The organism is Endozoicomonas sp. ALB032, from assembly GCF_049310125.1.
Taxonomy (GTDB): domain Bacteria; phylum Pseudomonadota; class Gammaproteobacteria; order Pseudomonadales; family Endozoicomonadaceae; genus Endozoicomonas_A.
This window is the reverse complement of the sequence record NZ_JBLYNW010000001.1, coordinates 1,489,083-1,508,566: the sequence shown is the minus strand read 5'-3', so window position 1 is coordinate 1,508,566 and position 19,484 is coordinate 1,489,083. Positions and strand designations below refer to the sequence as shown.

General features: G+C 49.7%; 14 protein-coding genes. 7 read left to right on the top strand and 7 right to left on the bottom strand.

The features are described from left to right. The first annotated feature begins 48 nt into the window (after positions 1-48). Both ltrA and ACO6VG_RS04960 read left to right on the top strand, forming a co-directional pair. Positions 49-1,356: a group II intron reverse transcriptase/maturase gene (ltrA, locus tag ACO6VG_RS04965; RefSeq protein ID WP_422132384.1), complete on the top strand. Its 1,308-nt coding sequence runs from the start codon at positions 49-51 to the stop codon at positions 1,354-1,356. A gap of 485 nt (positions 1,357-1,841) precedes the next feature. After that, positions 1,842-2,267, top strand: coding sequence for a hypothetical protein (locus ACO6VG_RS04960; protein WP_422472953.1), 426 nt, complete (start codon positions 1,842-1,844; stop codon positions 2,265-2,267). Between the two features lie 52 nt (positions 2,268-2,319). Here ACO6VG_RS04960 and ACO6VG_RS04955 read toward each other — a convergent pair whose 3' ends face one another. The 3 genes from ACO6VG_RS04955 to sbcD form a co-directional block, all read right to left on the bottom strand. After that, a complete protein-coding gene (locus ACO6VG_RS04955) occupies positions 2,320-2,526 on the bottom strand; it encodes a hypothetical protein (protein ID WP_422135878.1) in 207 nt (68 codons plus the stop codon). Between the two features lie 244 nt (positions 2,527-2,770). After that, positions 2,771-6,436 carry an AAA family ATPase gene (locus tag ACO6VG_RS04950; protein WP_422472951.1) on the bottom strand — a complete coding sequence of 1,222 codons (3,666 nt, stop codon included), beginning with the start codon at positions 6,434-6,436 and terminating at the stop codon, positions 2,771-2,773. Beyond that, on the bottom strand, positions 6,433-7,677 hold the full coding sequence (gene sbcD, locus ACO6VG_RS04945) for an exonuclease subunit SbcD (RefSeq protein WP_422412147.1): 1,245 nt from the start codon (positions 7,675-7,677) through the stop codon (positions 6,433-6,435). Before sbcD ends, ACO6VG_RS04950 begins: the two co-directional genes overlap by 4 nt. Positions 7,678-7,967: 290 nt before the next feature. Here sbcD and nagB point away from each other — a divergent pair, with 290 nt between their 5' ends. Both nagB and ACO6VG_RS04935 read left to right on the top strand, forming a co-directional pair. Further along, positions 7,968-8,768: a glucosamine-6-phosphate deaminase gene (gene nagB / locus ACO6VG_RS04940; protein ID WP_422135875.1), complete on the top strand. Its 801-nt coding sequence runs from the start codon at positions 7,968-7,970 to the stop codon at positions 8,766-8,768. Between the two features lie 432 nt (positions 8,769-9,200). Then, positions 9,201-10,121: a hypothetical protein gene (locus ACO6VG_RS04935; protein ID WP_422472949.1), complete on the top strand. Its 921-nt coding sequence runs from the start codon at positions 9,201-9,203 to the stop codon at positions 10,119-10,121. Between the two features lie 97 nt (positions 10,122-10,218). On the opposite strand, the gene pntB is transcribed toward ACO6VG_RS04935, so the two are convergent. From pntB to ACO6VG_RS04920, 3 genes are all read right to left on the bottom strand, one after another. Then, positions 10,219-11,619 carry a Re/Si-specific NAD(P)(+) transhydrogenase subunit beta gene (pntB, locus tag ACO6VG_RS04930; RefSeq protein WP_422135873.1) on the bottom strand — a complete coding sequence of 467 codons (1,401 nt, stop codon included), beginning with the start codon at positions 11,617-11,619 and terminating at the stop codon, positions 10,219-10,221. Between the two features lie 21 nt (positions 11,620-11,640). Beyond that, on the bottom strand, positions 11,641-13,173 hold the full coding sequence (locus ACO6VG_RS04925) for a Re/Si-specific NAD(P)(+) transhydrogenase subunit alpha (RefSeq protein WP_422135872.1): 1,533 nt from the start codon (positions 13,171-13,173) through the stop codon (positions 11,641-11,643). Between the two features lie 669 nt (positions 13,174-13,842). After that, positions 13,843-15,438 (bottom strand): isocitrate lyase, encoded by a 1,596-nt coding sequence (locus ACO6VG_RS04920; protein WP_422135871.1) that lies wholly within the window; start codon positions 15,436-15,438, stop codon positions 13,843-13,845. A gap of 531 nt (positions 15,439-15,969) precedes the next feature. On the opposite strand from ACO6VG_RS04920, the gene ACO6VG_RS04915 reads away from it, so the two are divergent. From ACO6VG_RS04915 to ACO6VG_RS04905, 3 genes are all read left to right on the top strand, one after another. After that, positions 15,970-16,416 carry a hypothetical protein gene (locus tag ACO6VG_RS04915; protein WP_422472947.1) on the top strand — a complete coding sequence of 149 codons (447 nt, stop codon included), beginning with the start codon at positions 15,970-15,972 and terminating at the stop codon, positions 16,414-16,416. Beyond that, positions 16,409-16,639, top strand: coding sequence for a zinc ribbon domain-containing protein (locus ACO6VG_RS04910; RefSeq protein WP_422472945.1), 231 nt, complete (start codon positions 16,409-16,411; stop codon positions 16,637-16,639). The genes ACO6VG_RS04915 and ACO6VG_RS04910 overlap by 8 nt, the downstream gene beginning before the upstream one ends. 62 nt (positions 16,640-16,701) lie before the next feature. After that, positions 16,702-17,346, top strand: a complete 645-nt coding sequence (locus ACO6VG_RS04905; protein WP_422472943.1) for a hypothetical protein — start codon at positions 16,702-16,704, stop codon at positions 17,344-17,346. Between the two features lie 389 nt (positions 17,347-17,735). On the opposite strand, the gene gorA is transcribed toward ACO6VG_RS04905, so the two are convergent. Then, complete coding sequence (gene gorA, locus ACO6VG_RS04900) at positions 17,736-19,103, bottom strand: glutathione-disulfide reductase (protein WP_422472941.1); 1,368 nt, start codon at positions 19,101-19,103, stop codon at positions 17,736-17,738. Positions 19,104-19,484 lie beyond the last annotated feature (381 nt).

Here is a 19,484-nt window from a genome sequence, read left to right as displayed (position 1 = left end):
CATCTGAGGGAGTTACGGTCTTTTACGCAGTGAGAAGGTAAACCAGCCATGGCAACGGGACTGGAGAGGGTAGCAGCGAAAGCCCGGAGTTATCCGAAACTTCGCTTTACAAGTCTGGCACATCATATTACCCCGGCGAGCCTGTGTATGAATCTGAACAAGATTCCACACAACACATCGCCCGGAGTCGATGGGCTGACTGTCGAAGAGACAAAGAAAGACTTTAAGCGGTGGTTGGAACAGACACTGACGTCTATCCATCGGCAAGGCTACAAGGCACCGCCGGTCAAAAGGGCATGGATACCCAAGCCGGGAAAAAAGGAAAAGCGCCCTCTGGGTGTTCCCTGCATCAATGACCGGGCTTTGCAGCGAAGTGTTGCTGATGTGCTGAATGCTATTTATGAGCAGGACTTTTTGCCCTGTTCCATGGGTGGCAGGCCACGACTGGGAGCGCACCATGCCCTGTCCACTTTTAACGAGGTGGTTTCAGGCCGAAAGGTCAGCTGGGTGCTGGAAGCGGACTTGAAGAACTTCTTTGGGAGTCTTGACCATGGATGGCTGCTTCGTTTTGTGGAACACCGGGTCGGTGATCCCAGAATCCTGAACCTTATACGGCGCTGGTTGAAAGCCGGGGTGATGGAGGCCGGGGAGTTGCAAGAGTGTGAAGAAGGTACGCCTCAGGGTGGGCCGATCAGCGTAGTTCTGAGCAACCTGTACCTGCATTATGTACTTGACCTCTGGTTCGAGTGCATGGTCAAGCCTCGGCTAAAAGGCGAGGCATGGCTGATCAGGTACATTGATGACTTTGTGGTGTGTTTTCAGTATCGCAGTGATGCGGAGCGGTTCATGAATGTGCTGCCACAGCGACTGGAGAAGTTTGCGTTGAAACTGGAGCGGGATAAAACCCGGTTAGTCAGGTTCGGACGTTTTGCCAGTCGTGGGGGAAGACGACCGGAAACGGTTTACTTCCTTGGCTTTACGCACTACTGCACAAGGAATCTGAAAGGAAACTTCATGGTGGGAAGGAGAACGGAAAAATCCCGCCTAAGACGCAGCATAGCCAAACTGAAGGAACTGCTGAGACGAATACGCCATGAACCGCTGCACGAACAAGTGACAGCGATCAATCGACGGTTGAGAGGGCATTATGCGTATTACGGTCTGGGAGGAAACTTCCGAAGTATGGAGAAGCTTTACCGGTTTGTTGACCGCTACTGGTACAAGATGCTGTGTAGCCGATGCCGGAAAGGCAAGATTCCATGGGAAAAGTACCATAACCTCAAGCAGCTTCTGCCGCTACAGAAACCGAGGATAATGCTGCCTTTTATGGCAATGAAATCCATGGCTGTGCTGTGAGTCAAATATCGAAGAGCCCGGTGCGGGAAATCCGCACGCCGGGATCTGAGGGGGTTGGAGCTACAATTGGTAGCTCCTTCTACCCGGTGCCTGGAGATGAAATTTCCCCTTGCTTACTCGACTCAACCAGCGGCTTGAGCGGCAACTTGCCTGTTTTTCAGCAGCTCCCGTCGCTGGCTGATCCAACTGTGGTAATCAGTTGTATATTGGTTTTCAATCGTCAACTCTGCACCAGTCAATCCATAACCGCCCAATGTAGACCAGAAACCGGAGGTAATGCAAAGTAACTACCGTCAGATGCCATTGACAGAGGCAGGAAGTTAGGTTTTTCATCGCAGGAAGGGTTACCATTATATTCATCACACATTGCGTGATGAATATAGCCGAACATAATTACGCTCAGTTCAGAGCAACGGTTCTGAGGTTATTCTGTCGTATCAACCATTCAAACTGACTGTTTTTTTCTTCCCGTTAATGGAAGTTTCGTGAATAAAATCTTCATAAAAATTCTATTGTTTGTTCTGCTTCTGGCCGGAGCCACTGTCCTGTACCTGAAGTTTAAACCGGTTGAAAAACCGGTCACTCCGGCACCGGAGCTGACTCAACTGTTGGAAAGAGCTCAGCTTCAGGCGGAAGAACTGACCATGCCAAAGGCAGAACCCATTAATCTGGCAGACTGGCAGCTGCTGATGCAGCAGGTGGCTGACCAGAGCGGTCTACAGATTGGTGTCAGAGAGGGCAATGCCCAGCAGGCTGAAATCTATATCAGGGAGGGATCGGTAGCGTCCTTTGTGAACGGGTTTGCGGATATGTATGCCAGAGGGCTCAGAGTTCAGAGCATACGATTGCTGGAAACCGGTGAGCCAGCGCAGGTTAAGGCTGAAACAGTGAAGCTGTTGGTGAGTCCTTAGCTTTCAAGTTTTCAAATGGCTGTATTTGCTGAATGATCTGAAACCGACAGGATCAGTGGGTGTCGCAAAACTCTGATTCCCATGCTCTGAGGTCGTCATTCCCGCGAAGGCGGGAATCCAGCGCCAACGGTGGATTTCTGCCTTCTCGGGGATGACAAGGCCAGGGGGGCATCGGGCAGTATGGTTCTGGTAGTGAGTCAGTGTGGATTCCCGCCTTCGCGGGAATGACGAGAATGAAGCCGGGAATGACGGGAGTCAACTCGTTCCCAGGCTGGAGAGAGTTTTGCGACACCCTCAGAGCGTGGGAACGAGTTGTTAGAGTTTTGCGACAGCCTCGATCAGCGTAGGTGTATCTTATGCAATCGTTAAAGCACTTCCCAGTTATCTGATACCGGGTCCGTTGGGTTATCGATCGAGATAACGCTACCATTCAAGAGATCTTTCGGGTCTTTTAATCGGGCCACCGCCCGCTTTTCTGTCCTTTGACCAGAAGCTAATGCCGTCTATCCGACGACGGCATAGTGTTTCTCCAGAGAGCTGTATCCCAGCCCTGTCTCTTTCCTCACTTCAATACGTGTGGGAATCCTTTCTTTCAATGATTCAATATGCGAGATGACCCCTACCATCTTTCCTGAAGCGTTCAGGTTATCCAGGGCATCCAGCGCTATTTCCAGTGTCTCCTGGTCCAGTGTGCCGAAGCCCTCGTCCAGAAACAGGGAATCAATGCTGGTTTTGTGACTGACCAGATCGGACAAGGCCAGTGCCAGTGCCAGACTGACCAGAAAGCTCTCTCCTCCCGAGAGAGTTTTGATATCCCGGGCGGTATCACCCTGCCAGGTATCAATGACTTCCATGCTGAGGGCTTCGACCGCTTTTCTGTGTAGCTGGTAACGACCATGCAGCCTTTGCAACTGCTGGTTGGCCAGATAAATCAGATGGTCGAGTGTCAGTCCCTGGGCAAATTTACGAAACTTGTCGCCTTTTGCCGAGCCGATCAGACTATTGAGATGTTCCCATACCGCAAACTGCTCTCTCTGTTTGCTGATTTCATCTACCCAGTCAGACAACTGCTGACGCTTTTTCTGGTCTTCGGTGAGCGCCTGTCGAATTTCACCCAGTCGTTGATTGTTGAGGCTCAGTTCTGCTGTCTGTTGTTTCAGGCAGGTCAGGATCTCTTCAGCGGCTTGTTCAGTCAGGGCCTCTTTCAATAGTTTTTCCAGAGAGGCTTCAGCCAGTTTGAAACGTTCGCTACTGCTGGCAATGGCACTGTCCAGAGTGCTTTTCAATGCTTCCAGTTCGCTACGTTGTTCAGGAGCAAGCAGAGCCTGCTGAAACTGTTCGCTGGAATCAAAGGGGCTGTCTTCCAGAGTGGTCTGCCAGTGTGCTTCTTTTTGTTCCAGTTCTGACTGGTGAGTTTTCTGGTCATTGAGATGTTGCCGGATAGAGCCGGACAGCTCGCTCTCAGCGCGCAGTGCTGTTTGCAACTGCGTTTCTGCGTTTTTAAGGTTTTGTTCGGCGGTGACTATGGCCTGCTCGATCCTACTGCGTTCCTCGGTCACCTTCAGTTCTCCAAACAATGTGAACCGCACGTCTTTGCGATCAGCCTGCTCTCTGTCGATCTGATCCAGTTGCCGGTTTAATTGATCGGCCTGCTGTCGGGACTGAAGCAGGTTCTGCTCAAGCATCTGCATCTCATGATTGAGCGTTTGCAGTGCCTGCTGTTGTTCCAGGCTCTGCTGATGGCATGTTTGCCAGCGATCTTTCAACGCTTTCTGGCTCATAAGCCAAGTGTCCTGCGTTTCCAGTGCCGGAAGCGCCGTTGCCATTGACTGATGAAGGGCTGCTTCCAGCTGGCCCAGTTCCTGTTCGTGTCGGGATAGCTGCTGCCTCAGTGTTTCGATCTGTTCTGACGCTTGACTCAGCTGTTGATGCAAAAGAGCCAGTTGCGACTGTTTCTGCTCAAGCTGCTGCTGTTCCCGGGTAGCCACCTTTTCGGCACTTTGCAGTTGCTGGTTGATTGCGTCCAACTGCTTGACCTGTTCATTAATGGCTATCAGCTGCTCTCTGGTGCTGTCCAGCCAGCTATGAACCGATTCAGAGTCAGAGATATTGAGTTGAATCTGCAGTGACTGACAAAGCTGCTGCCATTCTGTCTGCGTCGATGCCTGTCGGTCCTGTAATTCGAGAATGCGTTTTTCTGAAGTGTTGCACAGCGTTTTCAGTTCTGTTTCCAGCTGCTTTTTCCGGGTTCCCTGCTGTTCCAGTTCTGTCACAAGCCGCTTCTTATCCTCCTGCCGATTTTGAGTGGAATCAACGTCTACCTGCTGATAACGCTGCACAGCAGGGTGTGCTGTTGAACCACAGAGTGGGCAGGGGTCGCCTTCTTTCAGGTGATGACGATGTTCACTGAGACTGGCAATTTTTTGCTCTTGAAGTAGCAGGGTTTCCAGATCTTTCAGATGCTGAGCTTCTTTTCTGTATAGGTCCCTTTGCTGAGTCAATTCTGCCTCAACAGTGGTGAGTCGCCGTTTGTTTTCGTCCAGTGTCGTTTTTTCTGTACGCAGGCTGGTTTGGCTTTCCAGATGATGCTCAAGCAGAGTTTTCAGCTGCTGGCATAAGGGTACTTTCTCCATCAGGGCGTGTTGTTGTTGCCTGAGTAAAGGCTCTTCCTGACCCTGAAGCCAGTGTTGTCGCTGAGCCTCTTTTTGCTCCAGCAGATCACGAGATTGGGCTAACTTTTCCTGACTGACTTTTTGTTGTTCCAGCAACTGCTCGTGCCGGGTGCTGTCCTGCTTATTCCGGGTATGGTGTTCTTGCAGCCTGTGTTTAAGCTGATTAATCTGCTCTATCAGAGACTTTCTCTGCTCAAACTGTGAATGCCAGAGAGGCAGCTGTTCTGCCAGCTTCTCATGATGAGTATGTTGAGCCAGATATTCAGAAGCCTGTTTCAGAGACTGCTGAAGCTGTTGTCGATTCTGTTGCAGTGTTGAGTGCTTTTCTTGCTGACTCTGAAGCGCTTTACCAAGTTCTTTCTGTGCTTCATACAGTTCGGCCTGACGGCGGTGGGCCTCGGCTATTTTAAGATCCAGAGGAATGATCTGATCAGCGATCAGTTGCTCGGTTTCCGCTTTTTGCTGTTTGACCTGCCTGAGGTTTTCCTGCGCACTTTTGCTGGCCTGCTCTTTTTTTGTCAGGGTTTGCTTGAGTGTTTGTTCTTTCTCCAGCAATTCATCCACCTGTTTCTGACGCTGAGCTGCCGCTGCCTTCAGAGTCGATAACTGATCATAGACAGGCTTTATTTCCAGGGCAGGAATCGATTCGTCCAGCTTTTTCAGCCTTTCACGGTTGGCTTCCCGCTGTTCCAGATTTTGCTGGTGTAACTGCCGGGATGCTTGCTTTTCTTGCTCAAGCTCAGCTTTCTTTTCCAGCCAGGTATGTTGTCTGTTCAGTTCATCCGCCTGGCTCTGTATCTTGCTGTTGGATTCTGTCAGGTCGGTCTGTTCTTCAGCGAGCTTTTCCAGAACGCTGTCGTCCAGTAGCTCAACGCCTTCGGTTCTGGCCTGAAGCAGGTTGAGTGTTTCCTGCTCTGCCCGTGCCCGCCCAAACACCCGGCGGGAAATTTCTCCGTAGATATCCGTGCCTGTCAGTTCTTCCAGAAGCTCGGCCCGGTCATTGGCGCTGGCCTGGAGAAAAGCGGCAAATCCCCCCTGGGCCAGCATCATGGACTTGGTGAAACGACCAAAGTCGAGGCCGGTAATGTCACTGACGATCTTTAGTTTGTCCTGGATGCGGCTGGTAATGATGGTGCCATCGAGTTTCGCCAACTCTACCTGTGGGCTTTGTAATTTACCGTCTGCCTTGCCTCTGGCCCGCCGCTGGGACCAGAAAGAACGATAACCCTGTCCCTGAACTTCAAACTCCACTTCCGCCAGGGATTCTGACGTATGACGTGTCATCAACTCGTTATCGCTGGTAGAAACCGTGCTCAGTCGGGGTGTCTGGTGATAAAGAGCCAGGCAGATGGCATCCAGTAGCGTGGTTTTTCCCGCACCCGTGGGACCGGTGATGGCAAAAAGACCGTTGTTGCGGAAGTTGTCTTCGGTGAAATCAATTTTCCACTCACCTCTGAGCGAGTTGATGTTCTTCAAACGTAAACTGAGGATTTTCAAGCCATTAACTCCTTCTCGTCCTCAAGTCTGGCGGTTTTGCTGTCACCATCCGGATCATCCAGAGTGGCAAGGATTTCATTAAACGCCCGGTTGAGACTGGCTGTGCGTTGTTCATCAAGATCTTCGTCGTTCAGTCGCCGGGCAAACACTTCAGCGACATCAAGTTCGTCGAGTGTTTCTTTGCATTCGCTATGTAAAGCCGCGCTGTTGATTTCACGCTTTCGACGGACTCTTAAGACTTCCAGATTTCTGCCCTCCAGCATGATCTGAATAGGCTTTTGCAGATCGGTGAGGTAGTCGTCAGTGCTGACTTCCAATTCCAGCCAGGTGGTGAGTGGAGAGTCGTCATCGATCTTGTCCAGCGCCTGCTGAATGGTCTTCAGGCTGCCTTTCAGGCTTTTCAGGGAACGAAAGATGGGCACTGCCAGTTCATTGATTTCTGGCGCAGTGCCAGGCTCAAGGTCAACCAGCACCACCTGTTTAGGGCAGGACGTTTCATCAAAGCTGAGCGGAATAGGGGAGCCTGAGTAACGGATATGTGCCTGATCTGAAACCTTCTGGGCGCGGTGCAGGTGCCCCAGGGCTATGTAGTCTGCCGGGGGGAAGGCACTGGCCGGAAAAGCCGACAGGGTGCCAATATAAATATCCCGCACCGACTCAGACATTTGTCCACCGACCGTGGTCAGGTGTCCTGTAGCCACGGTTGGCAGGTTTTTGTCAGAGGCCAGTTCAAATACTTTTTGGTAGTGCCTGGCAATTGCGTTCTGCAGAGCCTGTTGTTTATCGGTGTCACTGTCACCAGCCTGACTTTCCAGAACATCTCTGGGTCGGATAAACGGTATAGCGCAGACCACTGCGCCGGGTTCTCCCTGATGGTTCTTTAAAACCACTATCTGGTCTTCCGGGTTTTCCGTAACGCCACCCACCACATGGGTATTCAGGCAGGCCAACAAATCTCTGGACTCATTCAGGGTTGAGACCGAGTCATGGTTGCCACCGACAATAATCAGCTGCTGACAGCAAGTTTTCTGCAGGTCGACAATGAAACGGTTGTAGAGTGTTCGGGCATAGCTGGGCGGCGTTCCGGTATCAAAAATATCACCGGCAATGATGATGGCATCCACAGAATTCTCTTCAACGGTTGTCAGCAGCCAGCAAATAAATGCCTGATGTTCAGGCTCACGGCTCTTGCCTATAAAGTGCTGGCCAAGGTGCCAGTCAGACGTGTGGAGAATGCGCATGTATTGAAGACTAACCAGAAAGAGAGGTGGACTGTAAAGAATATACTTTTTGAGTCAGGACTGTCAGTTTTATTAAAGAGGCCGCTGGTGGGTTCGGAAAGTAAAGTATCCAGCTGCTCGAACTGTTTCAGAGAAATTCGTATCTTTTGCACGAAACATTGATCTGTGAGATAGGCCGTTATCTGTAGAAATGATAGTGTAACCGGTTACATCATGCCGAAAACAGAGTGACAAATGTCCATCGTCCGGCTAAACAGAATTCAGAAGGTCCACAACCGGAAGATTAAACTATGCGCTTAATTCCTCTATCCGCAAAATCCGACGTGGGCAAATGGGCCGCCAGGCACATTGTCAGACGGATCAACAAGTTCAAGCCAACGGCAGACAGACCCTTTGTTCTGGGGCTGCCCACAGGCAGTACGCCTCTGGCTACCTACAAGAACCTGATTGAGATGAACCATGCCGACGAGGTGAGCTTTGAGCATGTAGTGACTTTCAATATGGACGAATACGTGGGCATTCCCGCCGATCATCCGGAATCCTACCGTACCTTCATGTTTAAGAATTTCTTTGAACATATTGATATCCGACACGAAAACATCAATCTGCTCAATGGAAATCCGAAAGACCTGGAAGCCGAATGCCAGCGTTATGAAGACAAGATCAAATCCTGTGGCGGCATTGATCTGTTTATGGGTGGAGTTGGTCACGATGGCCATATTGCCTTTAACGAGCCAGGCTCTTCCCTGTCTTCACGTACCCGTATCAAGACCCTGACTGACAAGACCCGTCAGGCCAATTCCCGTTTCTTCGAAAACGATATCAATCAGGTACCCAATCTGGCTCTGACCATTGGTGTAGGCACACTGATGGATGCCCGTGAAGTCATGATTCTGGTCACTGGTGCGGATAAGGCTTATGCCCTCCATGCTGCGGTAGAAGGCTCTGTGAACCATTTGTGGACCATTTCTGCCATGCAGATGCACCCGAAAGCCATGATCGTCTGTGATGAAGATGCCACCATGGAACTGCGAGTCAAGACCCTGAAATACTTTGCCGAGCTGGAAGCTGAAAATATTCGCGGCCTCTGATTTTCGGGCGGGCTCTGTGCCAGTGCAGCGGATTGACAGACTCACTGGATCAGGGCAGAAATGCCGGTATTTGGAAAGTCATTCAGGACGGCCATTTCCAGAATTGATTCTCTTGATCTGTAATGGTGGGGTGGCTTAACAAAATATTTTTTACGGTAAAAAAAGCAGTTATAGAAATGAGTATCTATAATTGAGCGGTGGTCTAATCCGGAAATATCATAAAGTGTCTAGCTTCTCATTCTACCGCTTTGCAAGTGATACATTTTGTTGTTAGACGAAAGTGGGCTGGCAAGAAGTAGGCATGTGACGTTCGTTTATTTTTGTACAGTTCAATAAACGATGGCGCCAGTATCATTGATGCGAAATTGATTCTGGTGAAAGCGACTTAATGATATTTCAGGGTTATCACATCAGAAGAGGCTTTTTTTAATCATGAAAGTTTTACTGGTTGTACCCGTTAGTATATTTCTTTCCGGTTTTGCGTCTGCGGCAGATGTGGTTTTCAGAGATGAAACGGTAGGGCTCGGTTACGGTTTCAGTGCCAAAGCTGATGGCTTTGCGTACAGTGGACTGACACACTTCAGGAAGGTGAATGGCTTGTCGGTCAAACTGGATTTTGTCGAAAAGTCTGGTGTTTACATTCCCGTCAATACCAATATCGGTTTCCAGAATGTAAATGATGATGCTCATCCCACTGATGCCAGGTATCCTCAGGGTAGTGTCGGTTGGTCCTTAGACAGTTCCGATGTGTATAAACCTACTTACACTTTTAGTGTGTTTGCAGGAGGTAGATTTTATTATCCTGATGAACAGCCATACCAGGTTACACTGTCTGTAGATGGTAAAGAATACGGTCCTGTGAAAACAGACAGTCAAAGTAACTGGTCACCCACTTATTTTCATAACGTGCCCTTCGCGGAGAGTAGCAGACTGACTATAGTTCTGTCCCCGCTGCCTTTAATCCAGCTATCTGAAGGTGCAGTACCTGGAGGTGCAGTACCCGAAGGTTCAGTAGCTGAAGGTTCAGTAGCTGAAGGTTCAGTAGCTGAAGGTTCAGTAGCTGAAGGTTCAGTAGCTGAAGGTGCAGTACCTGAAGGTGCAGTACCTGAAGCTTCAGTACCCGAAGGTGCAGTACCCGAAGGCGCAGCACCCGAAGGTTCAGTACCCGAAGGCTCAGTAGCTGAAGGTTCATTACCTGAAGGTTCAGTACCCGAAGCCTCAATACCCGAAGCTTCACCTGAAGCCGTGGTTTCTGAAGCCTCAGCCTCTGAAGCCCCGGTGCCTGAAGCATCAACGCCTGATATCTCATTATCTGAAGCTCCAGTGCAAGGGAGGCAATATGATGAGCATTAAGTGTTGCGGGTCATAATTTCAGGCAGGGTCCCTGTTCTGTCGACATCTGTTTGTTTCTACCCGGATAGAAGAATGGCTTTCTATCCGGGGGGGCAGATCAGAACTGCTTAAGAATACCTTCGACGGTACTGTGGGCATCTCCGAAAAGCATACGAGAATTGTCTTTAAAGAACAGGGGATTCTGGACACCTGCATAGCCTGTAGCCATAGAGCGTTTGAATACGACGACCCTTTCTGCTTCCCAGACACGAAGTACAGGCATGCCTGCAATCGGACTGCCCGGATCTTCAGACGCCGCCGGGTTTACAGTGTCGTTGGCACCAATCACCAGGACAACATCCGTTTCGGTAAAGTCGTCGTTAATCTCATCCATCTCTTCAACGATATCGTAAGGCACTTTTGCCTCGGCCAGCAAAACGTTCATATGACCTGGCAGACGACCAGCCACCGGATGAATACCAAAGCGTACCTTAATATTCTGGGCCAGCAACTTATTGACCAGTTCTCTCAGGGGGTGCTGAGCCTGGGCGACAGCCATTCCGTATCCGGGAGTGATGATCACGCTGGAAGCGCTTTTGAGCATTTCAGCGACTTCTTCTACATTGACCTCGGTGTATTCACCCTGTTCCTCACCTTCCGCTACAGTACCAGCTTCGGTGCCAAAACCACCGAGAATTACCGATATAAAGGATCTGTTCATGGCTGAACACATCAGGTAGGAGAGAATTGCGCCTGAAGAGCCCACCATGGCACCTGTTATAATCAGCAGGTTGTTGCCCAGCATAAAACCAGTAGCAGCAGCGGCCAGGCCGGAGTACGCATTGAGCATGGAAACCACAACCGGCATGTCAGCACCACCGATGCCCATAACCAGAGTGATACCAAAAATAAAGGCCAGACCTGTCATGATGATCAAAGCCAGAATGCTGTCCTGCTGTATGTAGATAATCCCCATCACAATGGCCAGAACAATCAAAGCCAGGTTGGTCCAGTGGCCACCAGGCAGTGATACGGGACGGCTGTTGATGTTTCCATTCAGTTTCAGGCAGGCAACAACCGAACCACTGAAAGTGATTGCACCGATGATGATGCCAATGAATATTTCAATGCTGTGAATCAGTTGCTCGGTAGACGACACCAGCTCGGAAGCCGCCTTGACCAGTGATTCTGAAGATTCAATCGCACTTGAAAAGCCGATCAACACCGCTGCCAGCCCGCCAAAACCATTCAGGATGGCGACCAGCTGGGGCATTTCGGTCATTTCCACTTTCCTGGCCAGGAAGAGGCCTGTGGCTGTTCCGACAATCATCATAATGGTGACAAAGGTAAAGCCTTCGAGGTGTGCATAACCCAGTGTGGCCAGAACGGCGATGACCATACCGACCATGCCATAGAGACTGCCGCTCTTGGCAGACTCCTGACGGCTCAGGCCTGCCAGACTCATGACAAACAGCAGCGCTGCTATCAGGTAGGCGGACGATAATAATCCTTGTGACATTCCTGTTTACTCCCGCTGCGATTAATTATCTCTGATGAACATCTTGAGCATCCGCTGGGTCACAGCGAAACCACCGACAATATTAATCATGGCCACTAACAGGGCGATGCCCGACATAGCCAGAATAATATTGTTGTCACTCCCCATTTGCATCAGGGCACCGATCACAATAATGCCGCTGATGGCGTTGGTCACACTCATCAGAGGTGTGTGCAGGGCAGAAGTAACATTCCAGATGACGTAGTAGCCGATAATGGACGACAGAACGAATACAGTGAAGTGTTCCAGAAAGCTTGCCGGAGCTGAATGGGCAACCCATCCGAAGATGGCGGCACCTGCGGCGATCAGGGCAGGTTTCAGCCAGGGACTTGAAGGCTTCTCTTTCTTGACTTCATCAACCTTTGGCGTCGGTTTAGCTACCGGAGCTGCACTGACTTTAACAGGCGGTGGAGGCCAGGTAATGTTGCCCTCTTTCACGACAGTGAGACCACGGACTACTTCGTCCTCAAAGTCGATGACCAGGTTGCCGTCTTTCTCAGGTGTCATCAGTTTCAGCATATTCACCAGGTTGGTGCCGTATAACTGCGATGACTGGGTTGGCAGTCGGCTGGGCAGGTCGGTGTAGCCGATGACGGTAACACCATGCTTGACCACAACCTTGTCTTTTTCTGTGCATTCACAGTTGCCACCGGTCTGGGCAGCCAGATCGACGATAACACTGCCTGGTTTCATGGCTTTAACCATGTCTTCCAGAATCAGCTTGGGTGCCGGTCGACCGGGAATCAGGGCGGTGGTGATAATGATGTCGACCTCTTTGGCCTGTTCCATGAACAGGGCCATCTCGGCATCAATAAAGGCCTGGCTCATTTCCTTGGCATAGCCGTCGGAAGAGTCTTGCTCTTCCTCGTAATCCAGCTCAAGGAATTCAGCGCCCATGCTTTCTACCTGTTCCTTAACTTCAGGACGAGTGTCGAAAGCCCGAACAATAGCACCCATGCTGCCAGCCGCACCCAGGGCAGCGAGACCTGCAACACCGGCACCAATGACCATGACCTTGGCAGGTGGTATTTTGCCAGCAGCGGTAATCTGACCATTAAAAAAGCGGCCAAAGTGATGGGAAGCCTCAACAACAGCCCGGTAACCGCCAATATTAGCCATGGAGCTCAGTGCATCCAGTGACTGGGAGCGGGACAGACGGGGTACACTGTCCAAAGCCAGCACGTTGATGTTGCGCTGGCTGAGTTTGTTCATAAGCTCTTCATTCTGGCCGGGCCAGATAAAGCTGGCGAGGGTAGCGCCGTCTTTTAATAGAGCTATTTCGTCGTCTGTTGGTGCGTTCACTTTCAGAACGATATCGGAACCCCAGACTTCTGAGCGTTCTGCGATTTGAGCGCCAGCTTCTCTAAAAGCCGCATCATCAAAGCTGGCTTTGATACCAGCTCCACTCTCAACGATGACGTCATAACCGAGCTTTTGCAGCTTGCCTATTGTATCAGGCGTAGCGGCTACCCGGTTTTCGTTTTCCTGAATCTCTCCAGGGATCCCTATCCGCATATCGGTCACCTAGTGTAGCTATAAAAATGTTCTGGCAGACGTGGGCTGCCGATCAGTAGTTGTGCCTTCACCGTCGTTTTTCATCGTACCCGTACTGAGCACGACAATGGATCAAAGCTGTCTGTCTATACGGGAGTCGACGCTTGTCAGAACACTGTGTTTCTTCTGACCCTTCTTTCATAACCTGGGCCTCTGTGATCCGGCTCAATCCGGACTTCATCCATGAGAGGTACTCGGGCATGAGTACTGATCACGTATAGTATGTGATTTTAAGTTAAAAGGGTAATTAACTATATAGGTGGTATGTTTTGTGTGTGGAAATCTTTCGGGTTTTCGGTTTTTACGTGCAGTCATGTTCGAGTCTCTGTGGGTGTGTGGAGGTTGTTATGGATAATTTTGAAATGAGAATTTTTGATAATTTATTCGTAAATAGTGAATAAATTTTCTTGTTAAAAGGGGTGTCGTACGTAATAGTTTGGTAGGTTGTGTTAAGGTTTGATCCCAGTGTCCGGCGTCTACGGACACCGTCCGGGGTGAGCTGATCCTAAGTCTACTCAATGAATCAGGGCTTTGCTCAGTCAAAATAAATCAGGGCAGCGAGAAGCTGCCCTGAATGGTTGCGTGATATTTCACGCGGGGGAGGCGAACTATTTAGCCTGACTGTTCAGCTTAGCCGAACTGGTTCATGGTATTGTCTTCACCGGCCGCTTTCAGTGCAGCATCACCAGAGAAGTATTCTTTGTGATCATCACCCATGTCTGAGCCAGCCATATTTTGGTGTTTAACACAGGCAATACCCTGACGGATTTCTTTGCGCTGAACGTTTGCAACATATCCCAGCATGCCCTGATCACCAAAGTACTCTTTAGCCAGGTTGTCGGTGGACAGCGCGGCAGTGTGGTAAGTTGGCAGAGTGATCAGGTGGTGGAAGATGCCTGCTTCACGGGCAGCGTCTGCCTGGAAGGTACGGATCTTCTCATCAGCCGCCTGGGCCAGTTCTGTTGCGTCGTACTCTGCACTCATCAGTTGAGCACGGTCGTAAGCAGAAACGTCTTTACCTTCTTCGCTCCAGGCATCGAATACCTGCTGGCGGAAATTCAGAGTCCAGTTGAAGGACGGTGAATTGTTGTAAACCAGCTTAGCGTTCGGGCAGGTTTCACGAATCTTGTTAACCATCTCGGCGATCTGGCCAACGTGAGGTTTTTCGGTCTCAATCCACAGCAGGTCAGCGCCGTTCTGCAGAGAAGTGATGCAGTCCAGAACGACACGGTCAACACCGGTACCCTGACGGAATTGGAACAGGTTGCTGGGCAGACGCTTGGGACGAACCAGCTTGCCGTTACGGTTAATGATCACATCACCGTTTTTCATGTTTTCTGGAGTGACTTCTTCAACATCCAGGAAGCTATTGTACTGGTCACCCAGATCACCAGGCTGGTTAGTTACTGCCAGCTGCTTGGTCAGGCCAGCACCCAGGGAGTCGGTACGGGCAACGATCACCCCGTCGTCTACACCCAGTTCCAGGAACGCGTAGCGAACAGCGCGAATCTTGGCCAGGAAATCTTCGTGAGGAACGGTTACCTTGCCGTCCTGGTGACCACACTGCTTCTCGTCGGAAACCTGGTTTTCGATCTGGATACAGCAGGCGCCGGCTTCAATCATTTTCTTAGCCAGCAGGTAAGTGGCTTCTTCGTTACCGAAACCAGCGTCGATGTCGGCAATGATGGGCACAACGTGTGTCTGGTGATTATCGATCTGGCTCTGGAGATCTGCTTCTTTAGCGGTATCGCCAGCCTTGCGAGCAGAGTCGAGTTCGCGGAACAGACCGCCCAGTTCACGGGCATCAGCCTGGCGCAGGAAGGTGTAGAGTTCTTCAATCAGGCCAGCTACTGACGTTTTCTCGTGCATGGACTGGTCTGGCAGAGGACCAAACTCGGAGCGCAGTGCAGCAACCATCCAGCCAGACAGGTAAAGGTAGCGACGGTCAGTGTTGTTGAAATGTTTCTTGATAGAAATCATCTTCTGCTGACCAATGAATCCATGCCAGCAGCCCAGGGACTGGGTGTACTTTGCAGTGTCTGCGTCGTAAGCCGCCATGTCTTCGCGCATGATTTTGGCGGTATAGCGGGCAATATCCAGACCGGTTTTGAAACGGTTCTGCGCTTTCATGCGAGCAGCGTATTCGGGATTGATCGCTTCCCAGGAAGAGCCCTGAGTAGCTTTCAGTGAAGCAATTGCGTCAATATCATTCAGGTAGTTTGACATAATCAGTCCTTCCGTTTTCACGACGTTATCAGCGTGTTTTGATGATCGGCGTTTTTAGTCAGAGACATGCCGATCCGGTGACTGCATTCTGTGATTTGTGAACATTTGTGACAATCCTGTTGTTTTTATCTTTGCTATTTATTTTGTGAATAGTGGTGTTTTTTTATACGGCATCAGAGAAGTGTTGACACTGAATAGCATTATTTTTCTGTTTAATTATTACAATAAAAACAGGCGCTTATGTTTTTTTCTTTGGAAAGACGGCGGAATATACGACCATGGAATTTTATATGTCGTGTGTTTGATTATCTTGCATGGGTTTCTTGATAAAATTCCTTTTTCTGCTTTCGTTTGTGATTTTTTGATAATTGATATTTCAGTCGGGGGGATACTCCTTGAGCACTGGCGGCAGCGGCTACATTCAAAGCGGTCTGCAAGCACAACAAGAAGCTCAAGGGAGCTAAAGAGGGCTTTGCAGAAATCAGTTTCAAAAGCCGCAAAGGTAGCAGGCACTCATTCTCTATTGACCGTTTGCCAAAGGGATTAAATCCCTGCGTACAGGCTCTTGGCAAGATTCACCTGACAGAAGATGTGCCAGCAGAAGCGATTGGTAAATCTTGTGTCGTAACCTACGACAAAGGTCGCTGGTTCATTCAGGTTCAACAACATATTGAGCTAAATCCCAAAATCCAAGGGAAGGTTAGATGCGTTGGAGTTGACCCCGGAGTTCGCACCTTTGCCACTTGCTACAGCGAAAAAGAGGCATTGATAGCGGGTGATAACGTTGCAAAAACAAAGCTGTTCCCACTGATGAAACAAGTGGACAGCTTGATCAGTCAAAAGCAAAAAATCCTGAACACGCAGAAGGGCATTAAGTTCCCCGACATGCCCCAGTGGGCAAGAGATCGGATTATTCATTTCAACAGGGAAATTGACCGGCTGAAATGCAAAAAGGATGACATTGTTCTAGATGCTTGACCTCAATCACTACCAATTCAAAAAGCGGCTTAAGTGGTACGCAAAAAAGTATGGAAAGCATGTAGTTGATTGCAACGAAGCCTATACATCCAAGACTCAATCATGGAACGGGACCATTGACGAAAAATTAGGTTCTTCCAAAATTATAAAGGGTGAGGGCTTCACCGTTGATCGTGATATCAACGGTGCCAGAAATGTCTTTCTTAAGTGTTTGACAAGGTAGCTTGAACCTTATCCATAACAGCGAGTGTTGCGCTCGTTGCGGATTTAATCAAGAGTATATCAATGTCTTTTCCTATACAGCACCTGCCGCCTATGCCCGGTATGCCCATTCGCCAGAAGCAGACGGTGACTGCACCCGGGAGCGCCCGGGGCTGGGTCGCCTTGCATGCAGCCATGAATCTAATGCACGACAATATTCACCCTGGCAAATTGGCGGCGTGGAATACTCTTGCGACTGATAAGATTGATTTTGGGCACTGTGGCATGCGTGACCTGGGTGATTATGAAACCTTTGGCGATATCCAGGGTTGTTTACGGCAGAAAGACACGCTCGACCACTGTTATCCGCCCATAGTTTCACAGCGTGTTGCTCTGGCTAATAGCATTTGTGAGATCATTGTATCAGCGGTTCTGGTACGGTCACGTTTACGCCAGAGGGATGATGGTTATCACTATAAAAACCCTCAGGCACTTAAGGAAACGGCCACATTTATTGAATCAGCCTGCAATCAATTCCTCTCAGGACTGTTGCCTGGGCCTGCCACACTTAATCACCTCCAATCCCTCCTGGGTCGGGAAGATCAGGAGTACCGGGAATGGCTTGGCCGGGTAGCGCAGGTGGTGCTCTACTGGACGGCCCTGCAGCCTTGTGAGTCAGGCTTTGATCAGCTCACCGGGGGGAATATGACCCGACCGACTGCTACCTGAATCATGTAAAAAATAATAAATGCCTGAGTGAAATGCTCTATCCCTATGGTGCTGGCAAGCTTCTAAGCGAGAAAAATTTTTTAAATATTGATGATCAGTTAAATCTTGGAGCCTATAACTGCACATTTCCACTGATATCGTTAATGAACGGGCTGACCAGGATGTGTACTGGTGTATTGAAGCAGCTTAACCGTTCGGGCAGGCGTTGAAATGTTGCCAGTTGTTTAAATAAAACTAGTCGGCCGATAAGGTTTCAGAACCTGTAGATGAACAGAAATCGCTTTATATCAGGCACTGGGCAACCTGCTTGAACCAGGAATGCCCCACAGTTTTGACTGACGAGGCATTATTCGATGTGTCTCTTCTTTTTTAATTCTCCGGTAAAAGGATCACCTCATAGTAACGAATTCTTCCGCAGAGGTCGGATGGATAGCCACTGTATTATCAAAGTCTGCTTTGGTTGCACCCATTTTCAGTGCCACTGCAAAACCCTGCAGCATTTCATCGGAGCCATGACCGATGGTGTGAATGCCAACAATTTTCTCTTCTTTACCCAGGGTAACCAGCTTCATGCGGCTTGGCTGACGGTGACTGGTCAGCGCACTGTACATGGCGGTAAAGCCACTGGTGTAAACCTTAACGTTTTCCTCACCATGACGTTCAATGGCTTCGCTTTCGCTCAGACCCACGGTGCCAATCGTAGGGTGACTGAAGACGACAGTCGCAATATTGTCGTAGTTCAGGTGTTCTTCCGGTTTGTTGTTGAAGAGCCTTTCTGACAGACGACGTCCGGCTGCCACTGCAACCGGTGTCAGTTCGATCTTGCCAATGTTGTCACCGACTGCATAAATACCAGGCACATTGGTGTTCTGGAACTTGTCGACAGGAATGTAGCCACGCTCATCGGTTTCGACACCCGCTGCTTCCAGATTGATGGAGTGGGTGTGTGGCTTACGACCTGCAGCCCAGATAACCGTATCAACTGTCAGGCTGTTGCCATTTTCAAGATGGATGGTCAGGCTGCCATCACTTTCTTTGGTGATCTCTTTGGGTACAGAATGTGTGTGCAGGGTCGGGCCTTCCGCTTCCATGATCTCAACCAGAGTATCGGACAGCATGTCGTCGAAGTTGCGCAAGGGTTTGTGCTTGCGAACCAGCAGGTGGGTTTCACTGCCCAGGGCATGGAGGACCCCCGCCAGTTCGACGGCAATGTACCCGGCCCCCAGCACTGCAACACGCTCAGGACGTTCTGTCAGTTCAAAGAAGCCGTCAGAGTCAATGCCGTATTCAGCGCCTGGAATGGATGGGACAGCAGGCTCACCACCGGTGGCGATGGTAATGTGATCAGCCGTGTATTGAACACCGTTCACTTCAACGGTTTTGGCATCCACAAAACGACCGTAACCTTTTATGACGGTTACTTTGTTGTTACCCAGTACCCGGTCATAGGACTGGTGAATACGACTGATGTAGGCCTCACGGCTTTCAACCAGCTTGCTCCAGCTGAAGTTTTTCAGGATTTCTTCACGGTTCAGATCAAAACCGTAATCCGGACCATAGTGGATGGCATCGGAAATCTGTCCTGCAAACCACATGGCTTTTTTGGGAACACAGCCAACGTTTACACAGGTGCCGCCGAGGTGTTTGGCTTCAATAAGACCAACTTTTGTGCCGTACATGGCAGCTCGATTAGCAGTACCTATGCCGCCGCTACCACCACCAATGACCAGGTAGTCAAAATGAGTATCTGTAGTCATGATTATTTCCGATAAATTCCAAGTGCGATTATAAAGACACTATATGGGCAATCTCTCGAATTTAAATCTCTCAGTCAAAATCCCCGTTGCCCGGGGTATTCTCAGTTTATGAAATTCTGTAAGCGTTACGTCAATATCTCACTGTTACGGGACTACTTCCCACAGGTAACACATTCAGGCTGGATAAAAATACCTATTGGGGTGGGGTCTTGCGTCGGATTGTACGTATGCCAAGGGGTGTGGCCAGTTTCCAAAAAATTGGCACGTCGATTGTATACATAGGGTCGAAAGCAAGAAAAACTGCCGAAAATAAAAACAATAATGAGGCAGATGAATCGACTGATAAAAACAATAATAAAAGTCGATGACCGTACAAGCGGA

Coding starts and splice junctions, on each gene's coding strand:
- ltrA (WP_422132384.1), top strand. CDS start 49: ATGGCAACGGGACTGGAGAGGGTAGCAGCGAAAGCCCGGAGTTATCCG.
- sbcD (WP_422412147.1), bottom strand. CDS start 7,677: ATGCGCATTCTCCACACGTCTGACTGGCACCTTGGCCAGCACTTTATA.
- nagB (WP_422135875.1), top strand. CDS start 7,968: ATGCGCTTAATTCCTCTATCCGCAAAATCCGACGTGGGCAAATGGGCC.
- ACO6VG_RS04935 (WP_422472949.1), top strand. CDS start 9,201: ATGAAAGTTTTACTGGTTGTACCCGTTAGTATATTTCTTTCCGGTTTT.
- pntB (WP_422135873.1), bottom strand. CDS start 11,619: ATGTCACAAGGATTATTATCGTCCGCCTACCTGATAGCAGCGCTGCTG.
- ACO6VG_RS04925 (WP_422135872.1), bottom strand. CDS start 13,173: ATGCGGATAGGGATCCCTGGAGAGATTCAGGAAAACGAAAACCGGGTA.
- ACO6VG_RS04920 (WP_422135871.1), bottom strand. CDS start 15,438: ATGTCAAACTACCTGAATGATATTGACGCAATTGCTTCACTGAAAGCT.
- ACO6VG_RS04910 (WP_422472945.1), top strand. CDS start 16,409: ATGCTTGACCTCAATCACTACCAATTCAAAAAGCGGCTTAAGTGGTAC.
- ACO6VG_RS04905 (WP_422472943.1), top strand. CDS start 16,702: ATGTCTTTTCCTATACAGCACCTGCCGCCTATGCCCGGTATGCCCATT.
- gorA (WP_422472941.1), bottom strand. CDS start 19,103: ATGACTACAGATACTCATTTTGACTACCTGGTCATTGGTGGTGGTAGC.